General features: G+C 63.4%; 26 protein-coding genes. 17 read left to right on the top strand and 9 right to left on the bottom strand.

Annotated elements, in window-relative coordinates; all coding sequences use genetic code 11:
- The first annotated feature begins 28 nt into the window (after positions 1-28).
- The 4 genes from HU738_RS19830 to HU738_RS19815 all read left to right on the top strand — a co-directional run bounded on the left by HU738_RS19830 (position 29) and on the right by HU738_RS19815 (position 3,190).
- Entirely contained in the window at positions 29-415 is a 387-nt protein-coding gene (locus tag HU738_RS19830; RefSeq protein ID WP_176507712.1) for a CidA/LrgA family protein, read from the top strand.
- The gene (locus HU738_RS19825) at positions 405-1,091 is read left to right on the top strand and encodes an LrgB family protein (protein WP_186601201.1); all 687 of its coding nucleotides are present in this window, start codon (positions 405-407) and stop codon (positions 1,089-1,091) included. The genes HU738_RS19830 and HU738_RS19825 overlap by 11 nt, the downstream gene beginning before the upstream one ends.
- Positions 1,092-1,266: 175 nt before the next feature.
- A complete protein-coding gene (locus tag HU738_RS19820; protein WP_186601202.1) occupies positions 1,267-2,172 on the top strand; it encodes an alpha/beta fold hydrolase in 906 nt (301 codons plus the stop codon).
- Positions 2,173-2,287: 115 nt separating this feature from the next.
- Entirely contained in the window at positions 2,288-3,190 is a 903-nt protein-coding gene (locus HU738_RS19815; protein ID WP_099815667.1) for an SDR family oxidoreductase, read from the top strand.
- 210 nt (positions 3,191-3,400) lie between these two features.
- Here the strand turns inward: HU738_RS19815 and HU738_RS19810 are convergent, their stop codons facing one another.
- On the bottom strand, positions 3,401-4,183 hold the full coding sequence (locus HU738_RS19810) for an IclR family transcriptional regulator (RefSeq protein ID WP_176507716.1): 783 nt from the start codon (positions 4,181-4,183) through the stop codon (positions 3,401-3,403).
- A gap of 114 nt (positions 4,184-4,297) precedes the next feature.
- On the opposite strand from HU738_RS19810, the gene hmgA reads away from it, so the two are divergent.
- Genes hmgA through maiA form a run of 3 tightly spaced genes read left to right on the top strand, consistent with a single transcriptional unit; the run spans position 4,298 to position 7,539 of the window.
- A complete protein-coding gene (gene hmgA, locus HU738_RS19805; RefSeq protein WP_186601203.1) occupies positions 4,298-5,599 on the top strand; it encodes a homogentisate 1,2-dioxygenase in 1,302 nt (433 codons plus the stop codon).
- A 3-nt stretch (positions 5,600-5,602) separates the two neighbouring features.
- On the top strand, positions 5,603-6,895 hold the full coding sequence (fahA, locus tag HU738_RS19800; protein WP_186601204.1) for a fumarylacetoacetase: 1,293 nt from the start codon (positions 5,603-5,605) through the stop codon (positions 6,893-6,895).
- A gap of 11 nt (positions 6,896-6,906) precedes the next feature.
- Positions 6,907-7,539 (top strand): maleylacetoacetate isomerase, encoded by a 633-nt coding sequence (gene maiA, locus HU738_RS19795; RefSeq protein ID WP_186601205.1) that lies wholly within the window; start codon positions 6,907-6,909, stop codon positions 7,537-7,539.
- Here maiA and HU738_RS19790 read toward each other — a convergent pair.
- Positions 7,533-8,339, bottom strand: coding sequence for a SirB1 family protein (locus HU738_RS19790; RefSeq protein ID WP_186601206.1), 807 nt, complete (start codon positions 8,337-8,339; stop codon positions 7,533-7,535). The two genes, maiA and HU738_RS19790, sit on opposite strands and share 7 nt — an antisense overlap.
- A 124-nt stretch (positions 8,340-8,463) precedes the next feature.
- On the opposite strand from HU738_RS19790, the gene HU738_RS19785 reads away from it, so the two are divergent.
- Positions 8,464-9,483: a Leu/Phe/Val dehydrogenase gene (locus HU738_RS19785; RefSeq protein WP_186601207.1), complete on the top strand. Its 1,020-nt coding sequence runs from the start codon at positions 8,464-8,466 to the stop codon at positions 9,481-9,483.
- 18 nt (positions 9,484-9,501) lie between these two features.
- Here the strand turns inward: HU738_RS19785 and HU738_RS19780 are convergent, their stop codons facing one another.
- Together HU738_RS19780 and HU738_RS19775 are read right to left on the bottom strand one after the other, a co-directional pair.
- Complete coding sequence (locus HU738_RS19780) at positions 9,502-10,377, bottom strand: BrxR family helix-turn-helix transcriptional regulator (RefSeq protein WP_186601208.1); 876 nt, start codon at positions 10,375-10,377, stop codon at positions 9,502-9,504.
- Between the two features lie 67 nt (positions 10,378-10,444).
- Complete coding sequence (locus tag HU738_RS19775) at positions 10,445-10,711, bottom strand: YebG family protein (protein WP_176507723.1); 267 nt, start codon at positions 10,709-10,711, stop codon at positions 10,445-10,447.
- Between the two features lie 295 nt (positions 10,712-11,006).
- Between HU738_RS19775 and HU738_RS19770 the strand changes: the two genes are divergently transcribed.
- On the top strand, positions 11,007-11,477 hold the full coding sequence (locus HU738_RS19770) for a phosphate-starvation-inducible protein PsiE (protein WP_054884705.1): 471 nt from the start codon (positions 11,007-11,009) through the stop codon (positions 11,475-11,477).
- Positions 11,478-11,591: 114 nt separating this feature from the next.
- Positions 11,592-11,894, top strand: coding sequence for a hypothetical protein (locus HU738_RS19765; RefSeq protein WP_186601209.1), 303 nt, complete (start codon positions 11,592-11,594; stop codon positions 11,892-11,894).
- Between the two features lie 3 nt (positions 11,895-11,897).
- On the opposite strand, the gene HU738_RS19760 is transcribed toward HU738_RS19765, so the two are convergent.
- Together HU738_RS19760 and HU738_RS19755 are read right to left on the bottom strand one after the other, a co-directional pair.
- Positions 11,898-12,200 (bottom strand): DUF3509 domain-containing protein, encoded by a 303-nt coding sequence (locus HU738_RS19760; protein ID WP_176507725.1) that lies wholly within the window; start codon positions 12,198-12,200, stop codon positions 11,898-11,900.
- Positions 12,201-12,324: 124 nt separating this feature from the next.
- Positions 12,325-12,672, bottom strand: coding sequence for an HPF/RaiA family ribosome-associated protein (locus HU738_RS19755; RefSeq protein WP_054884703.1), 348 nt, complete (start codon positions 12,670-12,672; stop codon positions 12,325-12,327).
- A 337-nt stretch (positions 12,673-13,009) separates the two neighbouring features.
- Here HU738_RS19755 and HU738_RS19750 point away from each other — a divergent pair, with 337 nt between their 5' ends.
- From HU738_RS19750 to HU738_RS19725, 6 genes are all read left to right on the top strand, one after another.
- The gene (locus HU738_RS19750; RefSeq protein WP_186601210.1) at positions 13,010-13,315 is read left to right on the top strand and encodes a DUF3649 domain-containing protein; all 306 of its coding nucleotides are present in this window, start codon (positions 13,010-13,012) and stop codon (positions 13,313-13,315) included.
- A complete protein-coding gene (locus HU738_RS19745; protein ID WP_186601211.1) occupies positions 13,312-14,883 on the top strand; it encodes a PepSY-associated TM helix domain-containing protein in 1,572 nt (523 codons plus the stop codon). Before HU738_RS19750 ends, HU738_RS19745 begins: the two co-directional genes overlap by 4 nt.
- Complete coding sequence (locus HU738_RS19740) at positions 14,883-15,209, top strand: DUF3325 domain-containing protein (protein ID WP_186601212.1); 327 nt, start codon at positions 14,883-14,885, stop codon at positions 15,207-15,209. The genes HU738_RS19745 and HU738_RS19740 overlap by 1 nt, the downstream gene beginning before the upstream one ends.
- A gap of 4 nt (positions 15,210-15,213) precedes the next feature.
- Positions 15,214-15,765 (top strand): RNA polymerase sigma factor, encoded by a 552-nt coding sequence (locus tag HU738_RS19735; protein ID WP_225923507.1) that lies wholly within the window; start codon positions 15,214-15,216, stop codon positions 15,763-15,765.
- Entirely contained in the window at positions 15,762-16,742 is a 981-nt protein-coding gene (locus HU738_RS19730; protein WP_186601213.1) for a FecR family protein, read from the top strand. Before HU738_RS19735 ends, HU738_RS19730 begins: the two co-directional genes overlap by 4 nt.
- 102 nt (positions 16,743-16,844) lie before the next feature.
- The gene (locus HU738_RS19725; protein WP_186601214.1) at positions 16,845-19,235 is read left to right on the top strand and encodes a TonB-dependent siderophore receptor; all 2,391 of its coding nucleotides are present in this window, start codon (positions 16,845-16,847) and stop codon (positions 19,233-19,235) included.
- Between the two features lie 96 nt (positions 19,236-19,331).
- Here the strand turns inward: HU738_RS19725 and HU738_RS19720 are convergent, their stop codons facing one another.
- On the bottom strand, positions 19,332-20,207 hold the full coding sequence (locus HU738_RS19720) for a helix-turn-helix domain-containing protein (protein WP_186601215.1): 876 nt from the start codon (positions 20,205-20,207) through the stop codon (positions 19,332-19,334).
- 146 nt (positions 20,208-20,353) lie between these two features.
- Between HU738_RS19720 and HU738_RS19715 the strand changes: the two genes are divergently transcribed.
- Entirely contained in the window at positions 20,354-21,250 is an 897-nt protein-coding gene (locus HU738_RS19715) for a DMT family transporter (protein WP_186601216.1), read from the top strand.
- Between the two features lie 18 nt (positions 21,251-21,268).
- Here HU738_RS19715 and HU738_RS19710 read toward each other — a convergent pair whose 3' ends face one another.
- Both HU738_RS19710 and HU738_RS19705 read right to left on the bottom strand, forming a co-directional pair.
- Complete coding sequence (locus HU738_RS19710; RefSeq protein ID WP_186601217.1) at positions 21,269-22,243, bottom strand: 2-hydroxyacid dehydrogenase; 975 nt, start codon at positions 22,241-22,243, stop codon at positions 21,269-21,271.
- Positions 22,244-22,322: 79 nt separating this feature from the next.
- Positions 22,323-23,270: a LysR family transcriptional regulator gene (locus HU738_RS19705; RefSeq protein WP_027918463.1), complete on the bottom strand. Its 948-nt coding sequence runs from the start codon at positions 23,268-23,270 to the stop codon at positions 22,323-22,325.
- Positions 23,271-23,433: the final 163 nt, after the last annotated feature.

Genomic DNA, 23,433 nt, shown 5'->3' with positions numbered 1-23,433 from the left:
ATGAGGGCCTGTCGAGGAATGCCCGCCCATGAAACCCGCATTACTGAAGAAAACGCTGCGCCTGCTCGCCGAGCTGGCGGTCCTGCTTGCCTTGTTCCTGTTCGGTGGCCAACTGGCCGCCTGGCTGAGTTGGCCGATCCCGGGCGGGGTGATGGGCCTTGGCCTGCTGTTGCTGCTGTTCGCCTTTGGTGTGCTCAAGCCGGCCACCTTGCAGATGGGCGCTGGCTGGCTGATGGCGGAAATGCTGCTTTTTTTCATCCCGGCACTGATGAGCCTGCTCGATTACGGCAGCCTGGTGCGCAGCGAAGGTTGGCGTATTCTGCTGGTCATCGCCGTGAGCACCCTGATGGTCATGGTGGTGACTGCCGTCACCGTGGAAGTGGTCTGCCGCTGGAGGCTGCGCCGTGAGCCTTGAACCCATGCCGCTGTTCTGGCTGGCGCTGACCTTGGTCGCCTACCTGGCCAGCCGCTGGCTTTATCGGCGCACCGGGCGCTACCTGATGTCGCCCCTGATTCTGGTCCCGGCATTGCTGTTGGCGGTGGCTGTGCCACTGCACACGGCCTACGCCGAGTATTCGCGCAATACCCATTGGCTGATGAGTGTGCTGGGCCCGGTGACCGTGGCCTTCGCCGTGCCGATCTGGCAACAGCGGGCGATGCTGGCGCGTCACTGGCCTGCGCTGCTGATGGGTATGGTGGCCGGCAGCGCGGCGTCGATCGCCAGTTCCTGGAGCCTGGCGCACCTGCTGTCGCTGGATGATGCGATCAGCCTGTCGTTGGTGCCGCGTTCAATCACCACGCCATTCGCCATGCCGCTGGCCCATGACCTGGGTGGCGTGCCAGAGCTGACGGCGGTATTCGTGATGTTCACCGGCGTGCTGGGTGCCATGTTCGGCGGCCTGCTGCTGCGCTGGCTGCCATTGCGTACACCGCTGGCGCGTGGCGCGCTGTTCGGTGTGGGCGCGCATGGTGCGGGGGTCAGCCGGGCTCGGGAGGTGGGCTGTGAAGAGGGTTCGGTGGCCGGCCTGGTCATGGTCCTCACCGGCCTGCTCAACCTGTTCGCCGCGCCATTGCTGGCGATGCTGCTATGACCGTACGTGCCACTGACTCGCTCGGTCATCAAGCTGGCTGTCAACGCAATTTTCACCTGATGGACCGGTGATTACACTCGGCCTCGATATAGAGAGCACATGAAAGTGCCGAGGTGAATGCAATGACCGCAGCCTTGCCCTATTCCGTCATCACCCCTCCACCGGGACAATTCTGATGCCTATGGCCGAGATTCCATTGCGCGTCTGGCGTACCCGGGGGCAGGATTTTTCGTTCCGGGGCCAGAGCATCCGCTACTGGACCGCAGGGCAAGGAGAGCCCCTGCTTCTTTTGCACGGATTTCCCACCGCAAGTTGGGATTGGCATTACCTGTGGGCTCCGCTGGCCCAGCGCTTCCGGGTGATTGCCTGCGACATGCTCGGCTTCGGCGATTCTGCCAAGCCGCTCAACCACCGCTACAGCCTGATCGAGCAAGCAGACCTGCAGCAGGCGCTGCTGAGCCATCTGGATATTCACCAGCCGATTCATCTGCTGGCGCATGACTACGGTGGCAGCGTTGCTCAGGAACTGCTGTCGCGCCACCACGAACAGCGTGCCGATATCGCCAGCTGCGTGTTCCTCAACAGTGGGCTGTTCCCGGAAAGCTGTCAGATCCCAAGAGTCCAGAAGCTGCTGCTCAGCCGCCTGGGCTGGCTGGTGGGGCGTTCGTTCGGGCGCGACGATCTGGTGCGCAACGTCACCCAGATCTACGGCCCGTGCACCCACCCCAGTGAAAGTGCGCTGGACGATTGCTGGAGCCTGATCGCCAGCCATAACGGTACGCGCATCCTCCACAAGCTGGTGGGCTACCAGCCTGAGCGAAGGCAGCACCGCGAGCGCTGGGTCGGGGCATTGCAGCGCAGTGGTGTGCCGCTGCGGTTCATAAACGGCATTGCCGACCCTTTGTCTGGTGCGCAGATGGTCGAGCGCTATCGGCAGCTGGTGCCTGACCCCGATATCGTGCAACTGCAAGGCATCGGCCACTACCCGCACACCGAAGCGCCGGTGCAGGTATTGCGCCATTACCTGGCCTTTCGCGAACAGCCGCTGAGTTATCTACCGCAGAAAGTCGCCTGGTCCTGAGCCCGCGATCATCGCCTGCCGTTATCGCCCGGCATTCAGCCAGGGTGAGCTTGATTGTCCGCTTGCCTGGGCGGGCGGACAATCGAGGCATTCAACCTGACCTGGAGCCTTGAGCATGAGCGAGCCGGTACGTCTGCAAGACCGTGTAGTGATCGTCACCGGAGCCGGTGGCGGCCTGGGCCGTGCCCATGCCTTGCTGTTCGCCGCACGGGGTGCCAGGGTCGTGGTCAATGACCTGGGCGGCTCGACCCATGGAGAAGGTGCCAATGCGTCGGCCGCCGACAAGGTCGTGGCCGAAATCCGCGCTGCCGGGGGCACTGCTGTGGCCAACCACGATTCGGTGGGCGACGGTGCGCGCATCGTCGAACAAGCGCTGGACAGTTTCGGCAGGGTCGATGTGCTGGTGAACAACGCCGGCATCCTGCGCGACAAGGCCTTCCACAAAATGGACGACAGCGATTGGGATCTGGTCTACAAGGTCCACGTCGAAGGCGCCTACAAGGTCACCCGGGCTGCCTGGCCACACCTGCGTGAGCAGAACTGGGGGCGGGTCATCTTCACCGCTTCAACCTCGGGCATCTACGGCAACTTCGGCCAGGCCAACTACGGCATGGCCAAACTGGGGCTGTATGGTTTGACCCGCACCCTGGCTATCGAAGGGCGCAAGCATGGCGTGCTGGTCAATGCCATCGCCCCGACCGGCGGCACGCGCATGACCGAAGGGCTGATACCCCCACAGGTGTTCGAGCGGCTCAGGCCCGAGTTGATCAGCCCTTTGGTGGTCTACCTGAGCAGCGAGCAGTGCCAGGACAGCGGCGAATTGTTCGAGGTGGGCGGTGGCTGGGTGGGCAAGGTGCGCTGGGAGCGTAGCCTCGGGGTCGGTTTCAATCCCGAGCAGGGGTTCACCCCGGAGCAAGTCGCGGAACACTGGGCGCAGATTGGTGACTTCGAAGGGGCAGTGCACCCGCAGGACAACCTGCAGGCGTTGCAACAGATGATGGCCAACCTGCAGAAATAAAAAAGGCCGCTGCAAGACGCAGCGGCCAATCGAGACGTTAGATCAAGGAGCTTCAAAATCAACGTCGGTGAACCTCGCGGGCCTGAAAGGCGGGGGGGAGAGCCCTTCATGCCGGCCAGTGAGGTAAGAATAAGCGCTTGATCCGGTGGGAAAAATAGCCGCTTGTGACATTCACCTTTACGTTTCGGGCAATAGTGCCGGGCGGGCACGTCACGCCGCTGGCGAATAGCCCATGCGCCAGCTGGTATCCCGCGCCGCTGCCAGCAGGCGCTGTGCGGCTGGTCCGTGCTCATCAGCGTGGAAGATCGAGGTCGGGCCGACCACGGTCATCACCGCCGCGATCTGCCCCATGGCGTTGAATACCGGGGCAGATAACGCATCCACACCGGGCATCAGAAGGCCGTGCACATGGTGCAGGCCTCGTTGGCGGATGCCTGCCAGCAAGCCTTCGTAGTCGCTGGCGCGCTGCTGCAGCACGGCCAGCTCGCGGTCACGCAGCTCGACGGTCTCACGCTCGGGCAGATGGGCTGCAAACACCAGGCCGGTGGAGGAACTGAGCAGCGGCAGCACCGAACCGATCTGGGTCACCACCGTGACTGCGCGCACGGCGGGCTCGATGCTGACCACGGTGGCGCCCTGATTGCCCCACACGGCGAGGAAGCAACTCTCGTTCAGCTCATCGCGCAATTGCGACAGTGGCAGTGCTGCCACTTTCAGCACATCAATGCTGCCCAGCGCCGCCAGCCCCACGCGCAAAGCCTCACGCCCCAAGCCATAGTGGTTGGTGGCGGCATCCTGCTCGGCGAAACCACTGGCGATCAGCGCCTGCAGGTAGCGGTGCACCTTGCTCGCCGGCATCTGCACGTGCTCGGCCAGGCGCGACAGCGAGGTAGACGGCGACAGTTCAGCGAGGGCCTTGAGGATGTCGGTGCCGACTTCCGCCGAGCGGACTTTCTGCTTGCCGTTGTCGGCGGGGGTGCTGGCTTTGGCCATGGGTAGGAAGCTTCCGGATTTTTCGCGTCGCGCCTTTATAGCTTGACGCCTGGCGGGGAGCAAATTACGTTATTCGTAATCTGATTACGACAAAAACAATATCCGGAGGCTTCGATGAACCGCGACACGTCCCCCGATCTTCAGTACCTGAGCGGTTTCGGCAACGAATTCGCCAGCGAAGCCCTGCCAGGCGCCCTGCCGGTCGGGCAAAACTCGCCGCAGAAGGCCCCCTACGGTTTGTACGCCGAACTGCTGTCGGGCACGGCGTTCACCATGGCCCGCAGCGAGCTGCGCCGTACCTGGTTGTATCGCATCCGTCCGTCGGCCTTGCACCCGCGTTTCGAGCGCCTGCAGCGCCAGCCATTGAGCGGCCCGCTGGGCGCGGTCACGCCCAACCGCCTGCGCTGGAATCCGCAGCCCATCCCCAGCGAGCCAACCGATTTCATCGAAGGCTGGCTGCCGATGGTGGCAAATTCGGCCGCCGAGAAGCCGGCAGGGGTCAGCATCTACATCTATCGCGCCAACCGTTCCATGGAACGGGTGTTTTTCGATGCCGACGGCGAACTGCTGCTGGTGCCGGAACAGGGCCGCCTGCGCATCGCGACCGAACTGGGCGTCATGGATGTCGAGCCTCAGGAAATCGCCGTGATCCCGCGGGGCATGAAGTTCCGTGTCGAATTGCCCGATGGCCAGGCCCGCGGCTACATCGCCGAAAACCACGGCGCGCCGCTGCGCCTGCCCGACCTGGGCCCTATCGGTAGCAATGGCCTGGCCAACCCGCGTGATTTCCTCACCCCGGTGGCGCACTACGAAGAACTGAACGGCCCGGTGCAACTGGTGCAGAAGTTCCTCGGTGAGCATTGGGCCTGCCAGCTGCAGCACTCGCCGCTGGACGTGGTCGCCTGGCACGGCAGCAACGTGCCCTACAAGTATGACCTGCGCCGTTTCAACACCCTTGGCACGGTCAGTTTCGATCACCCTGACCCGTCGATCTTCACCGTGCTGACTTCGCCGACCAGCGTGCATGGCATGGCCAACATGGACTTCGTGATCTTCCCGCCGCGCTGGATGGTGGCCGAGAACACCTTCCGTCCACCGTGGTTCCACCGCAACCTGATGAATGAGTTCATGGGCCTGATCAACGGTGCCTACGACGCCAAGGCCGAAGGTTTCCTGCCAGGCGGTGCCTCGTTGCATGGGGTGATGAGCGCCCACGGCCCGGATGCCGAAACCTGCGAAAAGGCCATCGCTGCCGAGCTGGCTCCGCACAAGATCGACAACACCATGGCTTTCATGTTCGAGACCAGCCAGGTGCTGCGCCCGAGCGTGCAGGCACTCGACAGCCCGCAATTGCAGGCCGACTACGATAGTTGCTGGGCCACCTTGCCGAGCACCTTCAACCCGAACCGGAGATAACCCATGAACCAGACCGCCATTGCCCGTAGCTGGGTCGAGCACGCCAACGGGCACAGCGACTTCCCGCTGCAGAACCTGCCGCTGGGCATTTTCAGCCGCCCGGGTGAAGCACTGCGCTGTGGTGTCGCCATCGGCGATGCCATCCTTGACCTGGAGGCCGTGTTGGCCGCGGGCCTGTTCGCTGGCCAGGCCAAGGCAGCGGTGGAAGCCACCCGCGGTGGTGCGCTGAACGCGTTCTTCGCCCTGGGGCGTGCTGCCCGGGTGGCGTTGCGTGAGCGTCTGCTGGTACTGCTGGGCGAACACAGCGAACACCAGGCTGAGCTCAAGGCTGCGCTGTATCCAGCCAGTGAGTGCCAGTTGCACCTGCCGGCCAAGGTTGGTGACTACACCGATTTCTACGTCGGCATCCAGCACGCTACCAACGTCGGCAAGCTGTTCCGCCCCGACAATCCGCTGCTGCCCAACTACAAATACGTACCGATCGGCTACCACGGCCGCGCCTCGACCTTGCGTCCCTCGGGGGCCGAGGTGCGTCGCCCGAAAGGCCAGACCCTGCCGCCCGGCCACACCGAACCGAGCTTCGGTCCCTGCGCGCGGTTGGACTACGAACTGGAGTTGGGCATCTGGATCGGCCAAGGCAATGACATCGGCCAGGCCATCCCGATTGCCGAAGCTGACCAGCACCTTGCCGGCCTGTGCCTGCTCAACGATTGGTCGGCGCGGGATATCCAGGCCTGGGAATACCAGCCACTGGGCCCGTTCCTGTCGAAGAGCTTCATCACTACGCTTTCGCCTTGGGTAGTCACTGCCGAGGCCCTGGAGCCGTTCCGCTGTGCCCAGCCGGCCCGGCCGCAGGGTGACCCGCAGCCGCTGCCTTACCTGCTCGACGAGCGTGACCAGGCCAATGGCGCCTTCGATATCGAGCTGGAAGTGCTGCTGCTCACCGAGCGCATGCGCGAGCAGGGCATGCCGGCCCAGCGTCTGGCGTTGAGCAACACCCTGAACATGTACTGGACCGTCGCCCAGCTGATCGCCCACCACAGCGTCAACGGCTGCCAGCTGCAGCCTGGCGACCTGTTTGGTTCCGGCACGCTGTCCGGTGCCTCACCCGATTCGTACGGCAGCCTGCTGGAGACCACCGTAGGCGGCAAGCAGCCGGTGGAGCTGGCCAGTGGCGAAAGTCGCAAGTTCCTCGAAGACGGTGACGAGATCATCCTGCGCGCTCGCTGCAAGCGCGATGGCGTGGCCAGCATCGGCTTCGGCGAATGCCGTGGCAGGGTCATCGCGGCCAACTGAGGGAGCAGGCCATGGAGCTGTACACCTATTACCGTTCCACCTCTTCGTATCGGGTACGCATTGCCCTGGCGCTGAAGGGCCTGGAATACCAGGCCCTGCCGGTCAATCTGCTCAAGGGTGACCAGCGCGCTGATGCCTATGTCGCGGTGAACCCGCAAGGCCGGGTTCCGGCCTTGCGCACCGATGAGGGTGAATTGCTGGTGCAGTCACCCGCGATCATCGAGTACCTGGAAGAGGTTTATCCACAGCCGGCACTGTTGCCGGACGCTGCAGCAATGCGTGCCAGGGTGCGTGGTGTGGCGGCGATCATCGGTTGCGATGTGCATCCATTGCACAATGTCAGCGTGCTTAACCAGCTGCGCCAGCTGGGGCACGATGAAGGGCAGGTCAATCAGTGGATCGCACACTGGATCGGCCAGGGGCTGGCCGCCGTGGAGCAGTTGATTGGCGATCACGGTTATTGCTTTGGCGACGAGCCGGGGCTGGCGGATGTCTACCTGATTGCGCAGCTGTATGCGGCCGAGCGCTTCAACATCGACCTCAGCGGCTACCCCCGCATAGCCCGGGTCGCTGCACTGGCCAAGGGGCACCCGGCGTTCGCCAAGGCGCACCCGTCTTGCCAGGTGGACACGCCGGCTCAGTGAATCGAACGGTTCACTGTCGGTAGCTTGCCGATACGTTCGGACAGCTTGAGGCGCTGAACCGGGTCGTCGGTCAGCAGCAGGGCGTGTTCCAGGTCGAAACGTTCGGCCTGCGGGCAGTCCAGGTGCTGATACAGCGTTGCCCGGGTCATGTAGTCACTGACTTGGGCCGGGCCCAGTTGCATGACCCGTTCGGCGTCGATCAGTGCAGCCAAGTGGTTGTCGTTGCTCATATGCAACTGGCGCAGGTTGCGCGAAAGGCGCTGCAGTATCTGCATGGCACTGGCGCTGCGCAGGTGTTCGGCAGTCAGCGGCACATGCGGGCCAAACTGGCGCGCCAGCAACTCGCGGCAATCCTTGGGGTACAGGCGCCGGCCCCCACAAGGGTCGAGCAGGTGGTCGGCACCGGGTACACGCAGCAGGAAGTGCCCAGGGAATGCCACGCCTTCCAGGGGTATGGACAGGCGCCGGGCCAGTTCCAGAGCGAGGATCGCCAACGCCAGTGGCTGGCCGCGTCGGCGCTGCAGTACCTTGTCCAGCAACGCCGCATGCGGCCGCAGCGGGTGGAGTTCGTCCTGCTGGAAACCCAGTGCATTGAGCTGTCGCAGCAGCGGCTGGGCCAGTTCGGATAATGGCAGCATGGGCAGGCAGGCACTGATCTGCCCTTGCAGGTTTTGCAACGTGGCAAGGCTGGCCTCAGGCTCGACCTTTCGATCATGCTCGGCGGCAATCCACAACGCAGCTTCCAGCAGGGCGACCGGCTCGCGCTCCAGGCAGGCCAGGCAGGCTTGACGTGGCTTCATGAGGGCTCTCCACACACGCTTGAGTATTAGCTGCGGGGCGTGGATTCGTCCAGTGGTCCGCCGACGGCGCCGTACCTTGGCGCATGCCTATACTGGTAGGAGCACCTCGTTGGGGAGCCCGTCGATGTTCGCGCTGATGCAAAGCACCCGTACCCAGTCGCTGCACCTGTTCATTGACCCGCCCACTGGCCTCAAGGCCGTAGTGGCGATTCACAGCGAAAAATTGGGCCCTGCAGTGGGGGGGTGTCGCTACCTGCCCTATGCCGATGACGAGAGCGCCATGACCGACGCCATTCGCCTGGCCCAGGGCATGAGTTACAAGGCAGCGCTGGCGGGCCTGCCGTTGGGTGGCGGCAAGGCGGTGATCATGCGCAACCCGCATGTGGAAAACCGCGCGGCACTGTTCGAGGCGTTCGGCCGCTTCATCGATACCTTGCAAGGGCGGTTCATCATTGCCGTGGACAGCGGTACCTCGACCCTGGACATGGACTGCATCGCCCAGAGCACACCGCATGTCACCAGCACCACGGCCTCTGGCGACCCGTCACCGCATGCCGCCATGGGCGTGTTTGCCGGCATACGCGCCACCTCGCAGGCACGCCTGGGCAGCAGCAACCTCGAAGGCTTGCGGGTCGCAGTGCAGGGGCTGGGCAATGTGGGTTATGCCTTGGCCGAGCAGCTGCATGCGGCGGGGGCGGAGTTGCTGGTCAGCGACCTGGACCCTGGCCGCGTACGCTTGGCGGTGGAGCAGTTCAATGCTCACCCGGTGACCAATGATGCCCTGATCAGCACCCCTTGCGATATTTTCGCGCCCTGTGGCGTGGGGCCGGTGCTCAATGGCCAGACGGTGATGCAGCTGCGTTGCGCGGCGGTGGCGGGGGCGGCCAACAATCAGCTGACCACCTTGCAGGTGGCGGATCAGCTGGAGTCGCGCGGCATTCTGTATGCCCCTGACTACGTGATCAATGCCGGTGGCCTGATCTACGTGGCGCTGAAGCATCACGGAGGCGACCTGGGCACCATCACTGCGCATCTGGCGCGGATACCGACGCGGTTGACCGAGGTGTTCGGCCATGCCCAGGCGGAAAAGCGCTCCCCGGCCAGAGTGGCGCAGATGCTGGCCGAGCGCCTGTTGTACGGTTGAGGGCCTGGCGCAACTGCCTCAATCATGCATGAGCCAGGGCCTCAGTTGCTTGAGGTTGGAGACCACCACCTGTTGCGCTTCAGGGCTGGTCGCCACGTTGCGCGGGTCGATCTGATGGCGCTGCAGCACATACTTCACCAGAGCCCTGCGGCTCGGCACCACCAGTCGCCCGTCAATCATGCCGAAGTCGGCTTCGATGATTGCCTTCTGCGCCTCGTTCAAACGCTCGTCGGGCTTGAAGATCACCGGAATTTCGGCATTCCAGTCTTCATCCTGTGCCCGGGGGTTGGGCGACTCATCCAGCAGGCCCGGCTGCCCGCGCAAACGGCTGAGTACGAAGTCGCGGTACTGACGGTTCTTTTCACAGTACGCCCGCACATGCCAGCGCATGCCGGTGTAGACCAGTGTGTGCGGGGCGATGAGGCGAATTTCGACGTTCGGCGTGTTGAGTGAAACGTACTCGGTTTCCAGGCGCAGGCCTTCACGGCAGGCCTTGAGCAGGGGGCGCAGAACTTCTGGCCGAATGGGCCGGTCCGGTACTTCGAGCACCTTGGTGTGGGCGTAGGCCAGTGCCAGGCCGTCAATGTGTGGAGCGCGTTCACCGTTCTGATACAGCAGTTGCAGGTAGGCGCTTGCGCTGCCCTCGATGAACTTGGGTATGAACTGATTGCTGGGTACATAACCCTTGAGCTGTTTGTCGTACACCAGGTTCTTTGGGGCATGCTCGGTGATGTAGGTATTGATGTCCTTGGATGCCTGCTGCCGGCTGATTCCGAAACTCTGCATCAGGTGGCCGGTGGTCAGGCGGCCTTCCCACCAGGCGACGGTCTCGATCAGCTTGTAGCGCAGTGCCAGGTCCCAGCGCACCTGCTCGACGGTTTGCCTGCGTTTCATGATCTCTCCTGAGAAGGCATGCCTGGGAGGTGCCTTGCAGGCCGTGACTCCGACTCAGAGGTGCGGCCTATTCGCTGGCTTTTTCCGCTGTATCCAGGTCAGCCAATGCCGCGGCATTGCTCTTGAACGCTGCTGCAAACACAGCCCTGTTCTTGGCCATGAAGATGCTGGCCTCTTCGGCGATGTTTTCATCCAGCCCAGGTACGTGTTTAACCAGAACCTGAGTAAGCACCTCGGCCAGTTCCAGCATCTGGTCATGGGCATCTGCGAGTTTGCGGTCCAAGAACGTGGTCTCCAAATCGCGCGTGCTGCGGTAAAGAATCTCAACAGCCATACGAGGCCTCTCGGTCAGTGGGGCAGGGGCGCTGTGGTGCGCCTGCTGCTGTGCGGTTCACTTGCTATCCAGGCAGTCGGGCAGAATGCCGTCACCGAATACTGTATCTATATACAGTAATGGCAAGGCAGTGCTTTCGCAACCGGAAATTGTAGCTGCACTGAATTCGCTCGCTGCCCGTGCCTTGCGGCAATCGGTCGCCTTCCAAGGCAGGGGCCTGGCCCTTTAACTGCATGGCACAAGCGTCACAGGCGTGACGCATCATCCTTCATGTCGTATCGGGGAATCGCACATCGTGGATATCAAATGGGCTGAAAAACTGCGCAAGGGCCTGCATGGCTCGGCCGACGCGCTGGGCAACCTGTGCGTGGAAGCGTTCCACTACCTGGCGCTGTTCGGCATTGGCGCGATTACCGCCTACGCGGCGGTGGTGACGTTCCTGGACATGCTCGGCAAGGGCGGGGTCAGCGTCGACGACATCCTGCTGCTGTTCATCTACCTGGAGCTGGGGGCGATGGTCGGTATCTACTTCAAGACCAACCACATGCCGATCCGCTTCCTGCTGTATGTGGCGATCACCGCGCTGACGCGCCTGCTGATTGGCGACGTGTCGCACCACAAGGCGCCGGACGAAGGGCTGTTGTATGTGTGCGGCGGTATCTTGCTGCTGGCGTTCTCGATCCTGGTGGTGCGCTACGCCTCGTACCGCTACCCCTCGACCAAGGTGCTGGACGCCAGCGGCAAGGAAGTGGAGGAGGGCAAGTGAGGGGCTAACCGGCTACCGCTGGCAATCGGCTCAGGCATCGTTGAATCCTGGCTGGCGCCTGGCAAAGCGTCGTGACACCGGGTCGCGCACGGTGGCGCCAACAGGAGAAAGAAATTGAGCATAAATACCGAAGCTGTACATGCCTACCTGAAGCAGGTGCTTGCGCCGTTGGGGCTCGACCCGAATGGGGTGTATGTCACCGAAGTCGCCGATGTCATCGAGCTGAATGTGGTCGCCAGTCGTTCCCTGGTGGAAGAGTCGTTGTACTGGCTGAAGCAGGGCCAGGAGCCCACTTACGACCAGGGGCTGTTCGGCCTGTTTCACCACTCCCATAGCTTTGACCCCGCGCATCGGGTAAATGGTTGGCGCCTGACGGAGTTGGAGAAGGCAATCGGCAAGATGCTGATGCTGGCCTGATCCTCAGTTGGCCACGCTCACTGCTGCGAACGGGCGGGCGTCAGGGCGCGTATCACGGGTCAGGGCGGCCAGTACCTGCAACGGGTTCTGCCCCAGTTCGATCGCAAGGCCCAGGCGGATGCTGTCGATGACCCGTTGCAGGCGCACAGGGTCGTTGCGCTGGGCCTGGCTGATGAGGCGCTTGGCAACCACGCCGGCGTCATCGGAAAGGGTCAGCATGATGCTGCCGTCCAGCCGTTCGATACTCAGGTTGATCCGGTAATCGGAGGCGAAGGCGGCGCTGATCTGTTCGAATGGATTGTTCATGGTCTGGGTCCGCAATGGATGACTGCAGAAGTTGACCGGGTAACCTGCACGATGGTTCATCCCCATTGATCGGTGCAAACGAAAACGCCCGGCGCGAGCCGGGCGTTGTTGTTCAGGGAGCCGATCAGGCGTCGGGGTCAGTCAGTTCCAGTACCCCGCGCTTGCTGCGCAGTTTGCCGTAGAAGTGTTCCAGCGCATTGTTCAGCTTGCTGGCGGCACCGTCGACCGCCTGGTCCAGCGAGGTGGCGGTGTGGGTCACGGAAATCGGCTGATGGCCTTTCGGGCGAGCCTCCAACTGGCAGCGTTTGTCATGCGGGCCGGGCTTGGCGCCGTTCTCGTCACGCAGATGCACCTCGATGCGGGTGAGGTCGTCGTCATAGCGTTCGAGGGTGGCTTCCAGCGTACTGCGGACCCACTCGTTGAGACGGATGTTGCCTTCGATATGGTTGCTGCTGTTGACCTGGATTTGCATGATTCCAATCCTTATTCAGCTTGCTCGCATGGAGGCGTGCCTAGGCCATTGAGGGCCTTGGGAATTCTGCGCCTCTTGACTCTAAGGTCAGGCAACGGCGAAACGAATTCAAGCCCTTTTTGAAAATAAATTTTCTGTAGCAAATTCAGTGGAGGGGGCTGCCGCCATGGGTTCGCCGCGAGCCTTGCAGCGCCTGTGCGATCGAGCGCCGCCCGCGCGGCGCTCGGTCTCATAGACGCTGAATATGTGACGGCGAACATCCGACAGCCTCCATAGAGATTTTGCTTATGAGAATTAAACTCATTACTATTGCATCTCCATTCCCCGGACCCACTCCATGAAGCGCTCTGCCGCCAGCCTCCCTCTCAGCTATCGCCTGGCCGTGGTTTCACGCAGCCTGGCGGCATTGCTGGGCGGCTATCTGCTGGCGTCGTCGATCAGTGTCTGCCTGGCCCTGCTGCTGCCGTTGCCCCAGGTCGACGCCACGCTGACCGGCCTGATGCTCTCGTTCGTGTTCTACCTGCTGGCCTTCATCTGGTGCTTCGCCTGCCGCAGCGCCTGGCGCGCCTGGCTTGGCGTGTTGCTGCCGAGCCTGGTGCTGGGGCTGCTCGGCGGGTTCGCCTACTGGATGAAGAACCCATGAAGGAAGGCTTCCGCCAGGCCATGGCCTGGCTGCACACCTGGACTGGCCTGATCTTCGGCTGGCTGCTGTTCGCCATCTTCCTCACTGGCACCCTGTCGTACTTCAAGGACGAAGTCAGCCACTGGGCGCAGCCGGAAGTGCGCCGCCATGCGCTGGACCCGGTGACCAGCCTGGGCTTGGCCCAGCGCTATCTGGAGCGCAACGCCGCGCATTCGGGCAGCTGGATGATTCGCCTGCCCAGCGAGCGCGAGGCTGCCTTGAACGTGGGCTGGCGCGATCCCGAGGGTGGGCGTCGGGGCTTCGTCAGGAAGAATCTGGATGCTCAGAGCGGGCAGCCGGTCGATGCGCGCGAAAGCCGTGGCGGCGAGTTCTTCTACCGCTTCCATTTCGAACTGCAGATGCCCTATCCATGGGGCCGCTGGCTGTCGACACTGTGTGCCTTCATCATGCTGCTGGGGTTGGTCACCGGGATCATCACCCACAAGAAGATCTTCAAGGAGTTCTTCACTTTCCGCCCTGGCAAGGGCCAGCGCTCATGGCTGGATGGCCACAATGCCATTGGCGTGCTGGTGCTGCCGTTCCACCTGATGATCAGCTACAGCAGCCTGGTGCTGTTCATGTACATGGTCATGCCGGCCAGCATCATGGCCAGTTACGGTGATACCAACGGGTACTTCAATGACCTGTTCGGCCGCGACGAGGCACCCAAGGCAGCCCATGTCGCCACGCCACTGGTGCCGCTGGCGAGCCTCCATGCCAAGGTCCAGGCGCTGGTGCCGGGCGCACGCATCGGCTTTGTCCAGGTGCAGAACGCGGGCGATCGCAATGCCCGCGTCGTCTTCACCCAGTCATCGGCGGATAACGTCCCCTACAAGCGCAGTGCCAACTGGACCTTCGACGGGGCCACTGGCGAACTGCTGAAACAGGGCGCGCCGGAAAGCGCCGCGATGATGACCTCGTTCAGTTTCGCCGGCCTGCACATGGGCAACTACGCCGGGCCTTGGCTGCGTTGGTTGTACTTCGCCTTCGGGCTTGCCGGCACGGCGGTGATCGGCACCGGCCTGGTGATGTGGCTGGGCAAACGCCAGCTCAAGCATGCCAGGAGCGAACGTCTGCCGGGCGAGTTGCGCCTGGTCGAAGTGCTCAACATCGCCAGCATGAGCGGCCTTGTGCTGGCCGTGGCCGGTTTCTTCTGGGCCAACCGGTTGCTGCCGGTGGCACTGCATGGACGTGCTGACTGGGAGGTGAACACGTTCTTCCTGGTCTGGCTGGCGTCACTGCTGCATGCCGTGCTGCGCCCGGGGCGCAGGGCCTGGGGCGAGCAGCTGGCAATGGGGGCACTGGCTTTTGCCCTGTTGCCGTTGCTCAACGGCTTGAGCACCGGCCAGGGGTTGAACGTCTCTGTGCCTGCGGGTGACTGGGCCATGGCCGGTTTCGACCTTACCGCCCTGGCGTGTGGGCTGTTCCTGGCCTGGGCCGCGAGCAAGATGCTGCGCCCAACGACGCCCGTCGCAACACGTGCGACGAAGGCGGCCAAGGTCTCGGCCAAAATGGTCGAGGTGCAGTGATGCTGAGCATTGCCCTGATCGGTTTCGCCGGTTTCGCCGCGCTGTGCCTGGCGATGGAAAAGCACTTCAACGAGCTGCTCAGGCACAAGCCCCGCCCGGCCCAGTTGCGTGCACTGCGCGTTGCCGGTTGGCTGCTGCTCATGCTGGCCCTGGTGCTGTCCGTTCACTGGCGTGGCTGGGCCCACGGGCTGGTGGAGTGGGCCGCGCTGTTGATGGCCGGCGTTACCCTGTGGGTGTTCGGCTTGCCTTACATGCCGCGTGCGTTGCTGGGCCTGGCTACCGCCAGCCTGGTACTGGGCCCGCTGTTGGCCGTGGTTGCGGGGTGATGCCTTGAGCGAAACCGAGAGCGACAGCACCCGCGCGCGTTTCCTCGAGGTGTTCCTCGCCCAGCGTGCGCGCATGGAGGCGTTGGTCCGCCGTCGGGTAGGCTGCCGCGCTACTGCGTCCGACCTGGTGCAGGAGCTGTTCCTGCGCTTCTGGCGTCGCCCCGAGGTCAAGGTCGAAGCGCTCGATACCTACCTGCTGCGCTGTGCCGGCAACCTTGCCATCGATCATCTGCGCAGTGCAGGCAGTCGCGAACGCCTTGCCGAAGCCTCGCTGCAGCGTGATGAAGCGGCGCTGGCCCAGGCGCCAGAGCAGGCCGTGGAGGTCGATCATGACCTGCAGCGCATTGAAGCCGCCCTGCGAGCGCTGCCTGAGCGTACCCGGCGGATTTTTCTGCTCAACCGCGTCCACGGCTGCAAGTACGGCGAGATCGCCAAGGCCATGCAGCTTTCCCAGAGCAGTGTGGAAAAGCATATGATGCGCGCCCTCGAAGCGTGCAAGGCCAGTGTTGCCGAGCCCGCGACCTTCACTCGCAGGCCTGGGAGCGCCCACCGATGAGCCATCCAGACCCGGTTACCGCTGCCCAGTCCGAGGCTGCCTTGCAGTGGCTGATCCGCATCAACGAGCAGCCTGAAGCGGCAAGCAGTGCGCCGTTCAAGCGCTGGTTGCTGGCCGATCCCAGGCATCGCCAAGCCTATGCCGAAGCCCGGTTGCTGATGCAGCTCAGCGACGCACCGGCAGCGCGTCTGGCGCAAGAACAGCATGCAGACCTTCAGCCTTACTTGCTGGCCATGGCCAAGCCACCCGGCAAAAGCCACTGGCGACGCGCTGGCATGGCGTTGGCCGCGGCGTGCCTGGTGCTGGCGGTCAGCGTGGCGGGTGGCTGGCGGCCGGGTGACTGGTTACTGGACCTGCAGGCCGATTTCAGCAGCAGTGATGCGATTCGCCAGGTAACCCTGGCGGACCAGTCGCAGGTGACCCTGGATGCGGGCAGCGCCATCGCCGTCGATTTCCGCCAAGGTGAACGCCGTGTACGCCTGCTGCATGGCGCAGCGTTCTTCCAGGTGACCCATACCGGGCAGCCATTCGTGGTGGAAGCGGCTGGCGGCGAGGTTCGGGTGCTGGGTACGCAGTTCGAAGTGCGTGACCAAGGGCAGGGTGCACAGGTCATCGTCCGCAGTGGGCGCGTGGCCGTCATCCCGGCTGCGGGGCAGGCCGGCCAGATACTGACGGCCAACCAGCAACTGGCCTATGCCGATGGGCATGCAGGCGAGCTGGCGAGTGTCGACGGCGACAGCCGCCTGGCCTGGCGCCAAGGCTGGCTGAACTATTACCAGGTGCCGCTGGCGCAGGTAGTGGCAGACCTGGGCCGCTACTACCCCGGCCGTATCGTGTTGTTGAATGGCGTATTGGGGCAGCGCAAGGTGAGCGGCAGTTTCCCGGTGGATGAGCCTTTGGCTGCACTGGATTCGCTGGGCAAGGTGCTGGGTTTCTCGCGGCAAACCTTGCTGGGGCGGCTGACCGTGATCCGCTGAAAAAAAATTGCAAAAGCGGATGAGGTAACCCGACGCAGCATCCGTGTAATGAGTGGAAGTGCGATTCATTCGCAGTAATAACCCTCTCACAGGTCAGCGTCCATGAAGTTCACCCCGCGTTGCGTCCCCCTCTGGTTTGGCCTTGCAGTGTGCCCGGCCATCACCGCTGCCCCTGGCCTCATGGCCGCCGAGCAACTGCAACTGCACGCTTTCGACCAGCCCGGCCAGCCGCTGGCCCAGGCCCTGGGCGCCTTCAGCCGTGCCACTGGCCAGAGTGTCGTCTACACCCTCGAACTGCCAGGCGTGCAGGCCCCGGCCCTCAATGGTTCGTTCAGCGCCGAGCAGGCCCTGCAACGGCTGCTGGGTAACAGTGGGCTGACCTGGCGTCGCCTCGATGCACGCACCCTGACGCTCGAACCTGTAGATACCTCTGGCGCCCTCAACCTGCAGGCCACCACGGTGACCTCACAAATGGACAGCTACAGCTATCAGCCACCCGCCAGTGCCTCGATCATGCGCGGCCAGGGCCCCACCCAGGACATCCCCCAGGCGATCAACGTGGTACCGGCCCAGGTCATCCGCGACCAGGCCCCACGCAACCTTGACGACGCGTTGGCCAATGTCAGTGGCATTACCCAGGGCAACAACTTCGGCGGCACGTCCGACACGGTGATGAAACGCGGCTTCGGTGACAACCGCGACGGCTCGATCATGCGTGACGGCATGCCGGTGGTGCAGGGCCGCAGCCTCAATGCCACTACCGAGCGGGTCGAAGTGCTCAAGGGCCCGGCCTCGCTGCTGTACGGCATCCAGGACCCGGGCGGGGTGATCAACGTGGTCAGCAAGCGCCCGCAACTGCAGCAGTACAACGCCCTGACCGTGCGCGGTTCCACTTACGGCAGCGGCAAGAATGGCAGCGGCGGCGGCTTCGACAGCACCGGCGCGTTGGGCGACAGCAATTTCGCCTACCGCCTGATCGTCGATCACGAAGACGAGGATTACTGGCGCAACTTCGGCGTGCACCGCGAATCGCTGGTGGCGCCGTCGTTGGCCTGGCTCGGCGAAGATACCCAGGTGGTGCTGGCCTACGAGCACCGCGAATTCCTCTATCCGTTCGACCGCGGCACAGCATTCGGCAGCAACGGCCACCCGCTGGACATCCCGGCTACCCGGCGCCTGGACGAGCCGTTCAACGACATGGAAGGGCGCTCCGACCTGTACCGCCTGGAGGTCGATCACCAACTGACCGACGACTGGAAGCTGCACTTCGGCTACAGCTTCAACCGCGAGACGTACGATGCCAGCCAGGTTCGCGTTACCGGCGTGAACGAGGCCAAGGGCACGCTGACGCGCAGCATCGACGGCACCCACAACGCCATGAGCCGCGACCAGTTCGCCACCTTGAGCCTCAATGGCAATGTCGAGCTGGCCGGTATGCAGAACGACCTGTTGTTCGGTATCGACCACGAAGACCGCAAGATCTTTCGTGGCGACCTGATCCGTCAGACCTCTCGATCGGCCTTCAGCTACGTGAACCCGGTCTACGGCCAGGAGGTGGAGGGCAGCACGGTGCGTGCGAGCGACAGCGACCAGACCGACAAGCTGCGCACCGACGCCTTGTTCGTGCAGGACGCGCTGCACCTGGACGAACACTGGATCCTGGTAGCGGGCGCGCGTTACCAGCAGTATGACCAGTACGCCGGCCGTGGCCGCCCGTTCAAGGCCAATACCGACAGCAACGGCCAGGCCTGGGTGCCGCATGCGGGCATCGTCTACAAGGTCGATGACCAGCTGTCGTTCTATGGCAGCTACAGCGAGTCGTTCAAGCCGAACTCCAGCATCGCCCCGCTGACCGGGGGCGTGGTGCTGGACTCCTCGGTGGCGCCGGAGGAGGGCAAGTCCTGGGAGCTGGGCGCCAAGCTCGACATGCCGGGCAGCCTCACCGGTACGCTGGCGCTGTTCGATATCACCAAGCGCAACGTGCTGGTGTCCAACTTCGACAGTGGCACTGGCGAGACGGTCTACAGCAACGCCGGGGAAGTCAGCTCACGCGGCGTGGAGCTCGACCTGACCGGGCAGCTCAGCGAGCGCTGGAGCCTGATCGGCAGTTACGCCTATACCGATGCCAAGGTGACCAAGGACCCCGACCTTGAAGGCAACCGCCTGCAGAACGTGGCCCGGCATAGCGGTTCGCTGTCGGCGGTGTATGACTTCGGCAGCCTCCTGGGTGGCGATCGCCTGCGTTTCGGCGCCGGGGCGCGTTATGTGGGTGAGCGGTCGGGGAACGCGACCAACACGTTCGACCTGCCGAGCTATACCGTGGCTGATGCATTCGCCACCTATGAGACCAAGCTTGATGAGCACAATGTGCGCCTGCAACTGAACGTGAAGAACCTGTTCGACAAGGTCTACTACAGCTCGGCGGTTAACCAGTATTTCGTGGCGATTGGCGATGCGCGGCAGGTGAGCCTGTCGAGTACCTTCGAGTTCTGAGCCTTGTGCCGCCTGTGCCTGCCTTTTCGCGGCTAAGGCCGCTCCTACGGGGATATCACGGGTTTTGAAAACTGTGCGGTACCTGTAGGAGCAGCTTTAGCCGCGAAGGGCCAGACGGTAATCGCCAGGGGTTGCTCCGAAGGCCTGGCGGAAGCGGTTGCTGAAATGGCTGGCACTGGCAAACCCGCACAACAGTGCCACCTGGCCCAACGGCAATTCGCCCAGGCGCAACAGCTGGCAGGCCCGATGCAGCCTGCGCGCCAGCAGGTACTGATGCGGCGGCAGGCCAAAGCTGGTGCGGAACATCCGCGCAAAGTGGTACTCGGACAGGTTGCAGCGCAGTGCCAGTTCTCCCAGGGTGATCGGCTGGTCCAGGTGCGCCTCGATGTACTCCACCAGCTGTCGGCGCAGGCTCGGCGCCAACCCGCCTTTCAGGCGCAACCCTTGGCGCAGGCCAACCTGGCTGAGCACGGCATGGTCGACGATCTCATGGGCAAGGCTGCTGGCCAGCAGACGCTCGGCGGGCTCATCCCAGTCCAGCGTGATCAACTGGCGAAAGCGCACGGATTGTCGCGGGTCATCGAGGAAGGTCGCTTCCTGCAGTTGCAGTTCGCGTGGCTCGCGATCGAGCAGGCGCACACAACCCAAGGCGAACTGCGCTTCGCTGATGTACAGGTGGGCCAGGCGAATTGCACCGTTCACGACCCAGTTCGACTCGTGCCCTGCCGGCATGATGCACAGTTTGTTTGGCGCGCCCTTGTCGGCCGGGCGCTGGCGACGAAAGGTCCCGGTGCCGTCGGCGATGTAGCACGACAGCGTGTGATGGCTCGGCGCCTGGTAGTCGCGCGCATCGTCGCGGTTGCTCCACAACGCCGCCGCCAAGCCGTCGCCCAGCTGCGCGCTCAGCTCCAGCCGTGCGTTGGGCGAGGCGTGCATGGCGTTGAACACTTGCAGCTGGGTGAGTGGGGTCATGGGCAATTCCTCTGGGCTCATCCTACTTCGCCCGCGTTGCGCTGACAGCCACCCGGGGGCGAAAAGCGCAAGTTTGTGCAAGCGCATGGCGGTGGGCAGGGAGAACACTGGTGTTGAAAAGTTGATAGGCCCAAGGAACCGCCACCATGAACCTCGCGCTGTACCTGCTCACCGTCCTGATCTGGGGCACCACCTGGATCGCCCTGAAGCTGCAACTGGGCGTAGTCGCCATTGCCGTATCGATCGTCTACCGCTTCGCCCTGGCCGGCCTGATCCTGTTCGCCATTCTTCTGTTCACGCGGCGCCTGCAGCCGATGAACCGGCGCGGCCACCTGATCTGCCTGGCGCAGGGATTCTGCCTGTTCTGCGTCAACTTCATGTGCTTCCTCACCGCCAGCCAATGGATCGCCAGCGGCCTGATCGCCGTGGTGTTCTCCACCGCCACGTTGTGGAATGCCTTGAACGCGCGGATCTTCTTCGGCCAGAAGATCGCCAGCAATGTTCTCGCTGGGGGCGCGCTGGGCTTGCTCGGCCTGGGCCTGTTGTTCTGGCCCGAGCTTTCGCATCACACAGCCAGTCGCGAAACCCTCTACGGCCTGGGCCTGGCACTGCTCGGCACGCTGTGCTTCTCGGCCGGCAACATGCTCTCCAGCATGCAGCAGAAGGCCGGGCTCAAGCCCATGACCACCAATGCCTGGGGCATGGCCTACGGCGCATCGATGCTGGCGCTGTATTGCCTGGTCAGTGGCATTCCGTTCGCCATGGAATGGAGCACCCGCTACATCGGTTCGCTGTTGTATCTGGTCATACCCGGTTCGGTGATCGGCTTTACCGCCTACCTGACCCTGGTCGGGCGCATGGGGCCGGAGCGGGCTGCCTACTGCACCGTGCTGTTCCCGCTGGTGGCGCTGAATGTATCGGCATTCGTCGAAGGCTATCAATGGACAGCCCCGGCGCTGCTGGGGCTGGTAGCGGTGATGGCGGGCAATGTCCTGGTGTTTCGCAAGCCTCGGCCCAAAAAAGCCGCCACCGCTCTGGCATGAGGGGGCTACGGAGGGCTTTCAGCCCTTCCATACCTGTGGATTCACCAAGTCCCGTGGCCGCTCGCCGAGCAATGCCGCGCGCAGATTTTCCATCGCCCGGTTGGCCATGGCCTCGCGGGTTTCGGCAGTCGCCGAACCGATATGTGGCAAGGTCAGCGCATTGGGCAGCTGGAACAGCGGCGATTCACTCAGCGGTTCCTTTTCGTACACATCCAGGCCGGCGCCACGAATGGTGCCGTTCTGCAGCGCTTCGACCAGTGCCGCTTCGTCGACCACCGGGCCCCGGGCGATGTTGATCAGGAACGCGCTCGGTTTCATCAGCTTCAATTCACGGGCACCGATCAACTTGCGCGTGGCATCGGACAGCGGCACCACCAGGCAGACGAAGTCGGACTCGGCCAGCAGTTGCTCGAGGCTGCGGTACTGGGCGCCCAGTTCTTGTTCCAGGGCAGTCTTGCGGCTGTTGCCAGCGTACAGGATCGACATGTTGAAGCCGAAGCGGCCACGGCGGGCGACGGCGGCACCGATGTTGCCCAAGCCGACGATGCCCAGCGTCTTGCCATGCACATCGCTACCGAAGTGCGAAGGGGCCACCGTGGCCTGCCAGTTGCCGGCCTTGGTCCAGGCGTCGAGTTCGGCGGTGCGGCGGGCGCAGCCCATGATCAGCGAGAAACCCAGGTCGGCGGTGCTTTCGGTGAGCACGTCCGGCGTGTTGGTCAGGGCGATGCCGCGCTCGTTGAAATAGTCGACGTCATAGTTGTCATAGCCAACCGAGATGCTGGACACCACTTCGAGCTTGCCTGCACCTTCGAGCTGCGCGCGGCCGAGCTTGCGGCCAGCGCCGATCAGGCCATGGGCCTCGGGCAGGGCTTCGTTGAACTGGGCACTGATGTCGCCGAGCCTGGGGTTCGGCACGATCACGTTGAAGTCTTGCTGCAGGCGCTCGGCCATGGCGGGGGTGATGCGGCTGAAGGCCAGGACGGTCTTTTTCATCGGCAACTTCTCGGGGCGGTGGGTCGGGTTGATTGGTTAGCAACCTACCATTGTCCACCGCCGCCGTGCAGCAGCTTTTTCAGTTGGCGATCAGCAATTCGTGGGTTTTCAGGTCGGCTTCATGGGCCGCCAGAATTTCCGGCAGCGAGTTGCGCAGGTATTCGACCCAGGTCTTGATCTTGGCATCCAGGTATTGGCGCGAAGGGTAGATGGCATACAGGTTGAGCTCCTGCAGCCGGTACTCCGGCATCACCCGCACCAGGCTGCCGTCGCGCAAACCATCGATCACCGAGTAGATCGGCAACACCCCCATGCCCATGCCACTGCGGATCGCGGTTTTCATCGCATCCGCCGAGTTGACCTGGAACGGTGAGCTGGTGATGTTGACCAGCTCCTGGCCCTCCGGGCCGTCGAACAGCCATTTTTCCAGTGGAATCACCGGGCTGACCATGCGCAGGCAGGCATGCTTGAGCAGGTCGACCGGTTTATGGGCAAAACCGTGCTTGGCCACGTACTCCGGCGAGGCGCAGACAATGCTGTAGGTGATGCCCAGGCGTTGTGAGACGAAGCCCGAGTCCGGCAGCTCGGTGGCCAGCACGATGGACACGTCGTAACCCTCGTCGAGCAGGTCGGGCACGCGGTTGGCCATGGTCAGGTCGAAGGTCACGTCCGGGTGCGATTCGCGGTAGCGGGCGATGGCGTCTACCACGAAGTGCTGACCGACCCCGGTCATCGAATGCACCTTCAATTGGCCGGCAGGCCGGGCATGGGCATCGCTGGCTTCGGCTTCGGCTTCTTCGACATAGGTAAGGATCTGTTCACAGCGCATCAGGTAACGCTTGCCGGCCTCGGTCAGGGCGATGCGCCGGGTGGTGCGGTTGAGCAGCCGGGTTTGCAGATGGGCTTCCAGGTTGGAGACCGCCCGCGACACGTTCGCGGTGGTCGTATCCAGTTGCGCCGCGGCAGCGGTAAAGCTGCCTAGCTGGGCTACGCAACTGAAAGCACGCATGTTTTGCAGGGTGTCCATGGGTCACTCTCAAGGTAGAGGACAAAATTGTGTCACGAAGTAACGCGAATGTGCGTTCGACCAAAGCCGGATTATCGCCGTTTCGGTAACAAAGATTCGCAAGAATATACGCTTATCGCCAGTGCGGCGGCCCCCTAGAATTGCGCGGCCCCTCCACCTCTTC

Source organism: Pseudomonas vlassakiae (assembly GCF_014269035.2).
Classification (GTDB): domain Bacteria; phylum Pseudomonadota; class Gammaproteobacteria; order Pseudomonadales; family Pseudomonadaceae; genus Aquipseudomonas; species Aquipseudomonas vlassakiae.
The sequence above is the reverse complement of the archived record's forward strand: the minus strand, read 5'-3'. Positions and strand labels throughout refer to the sequence as shown.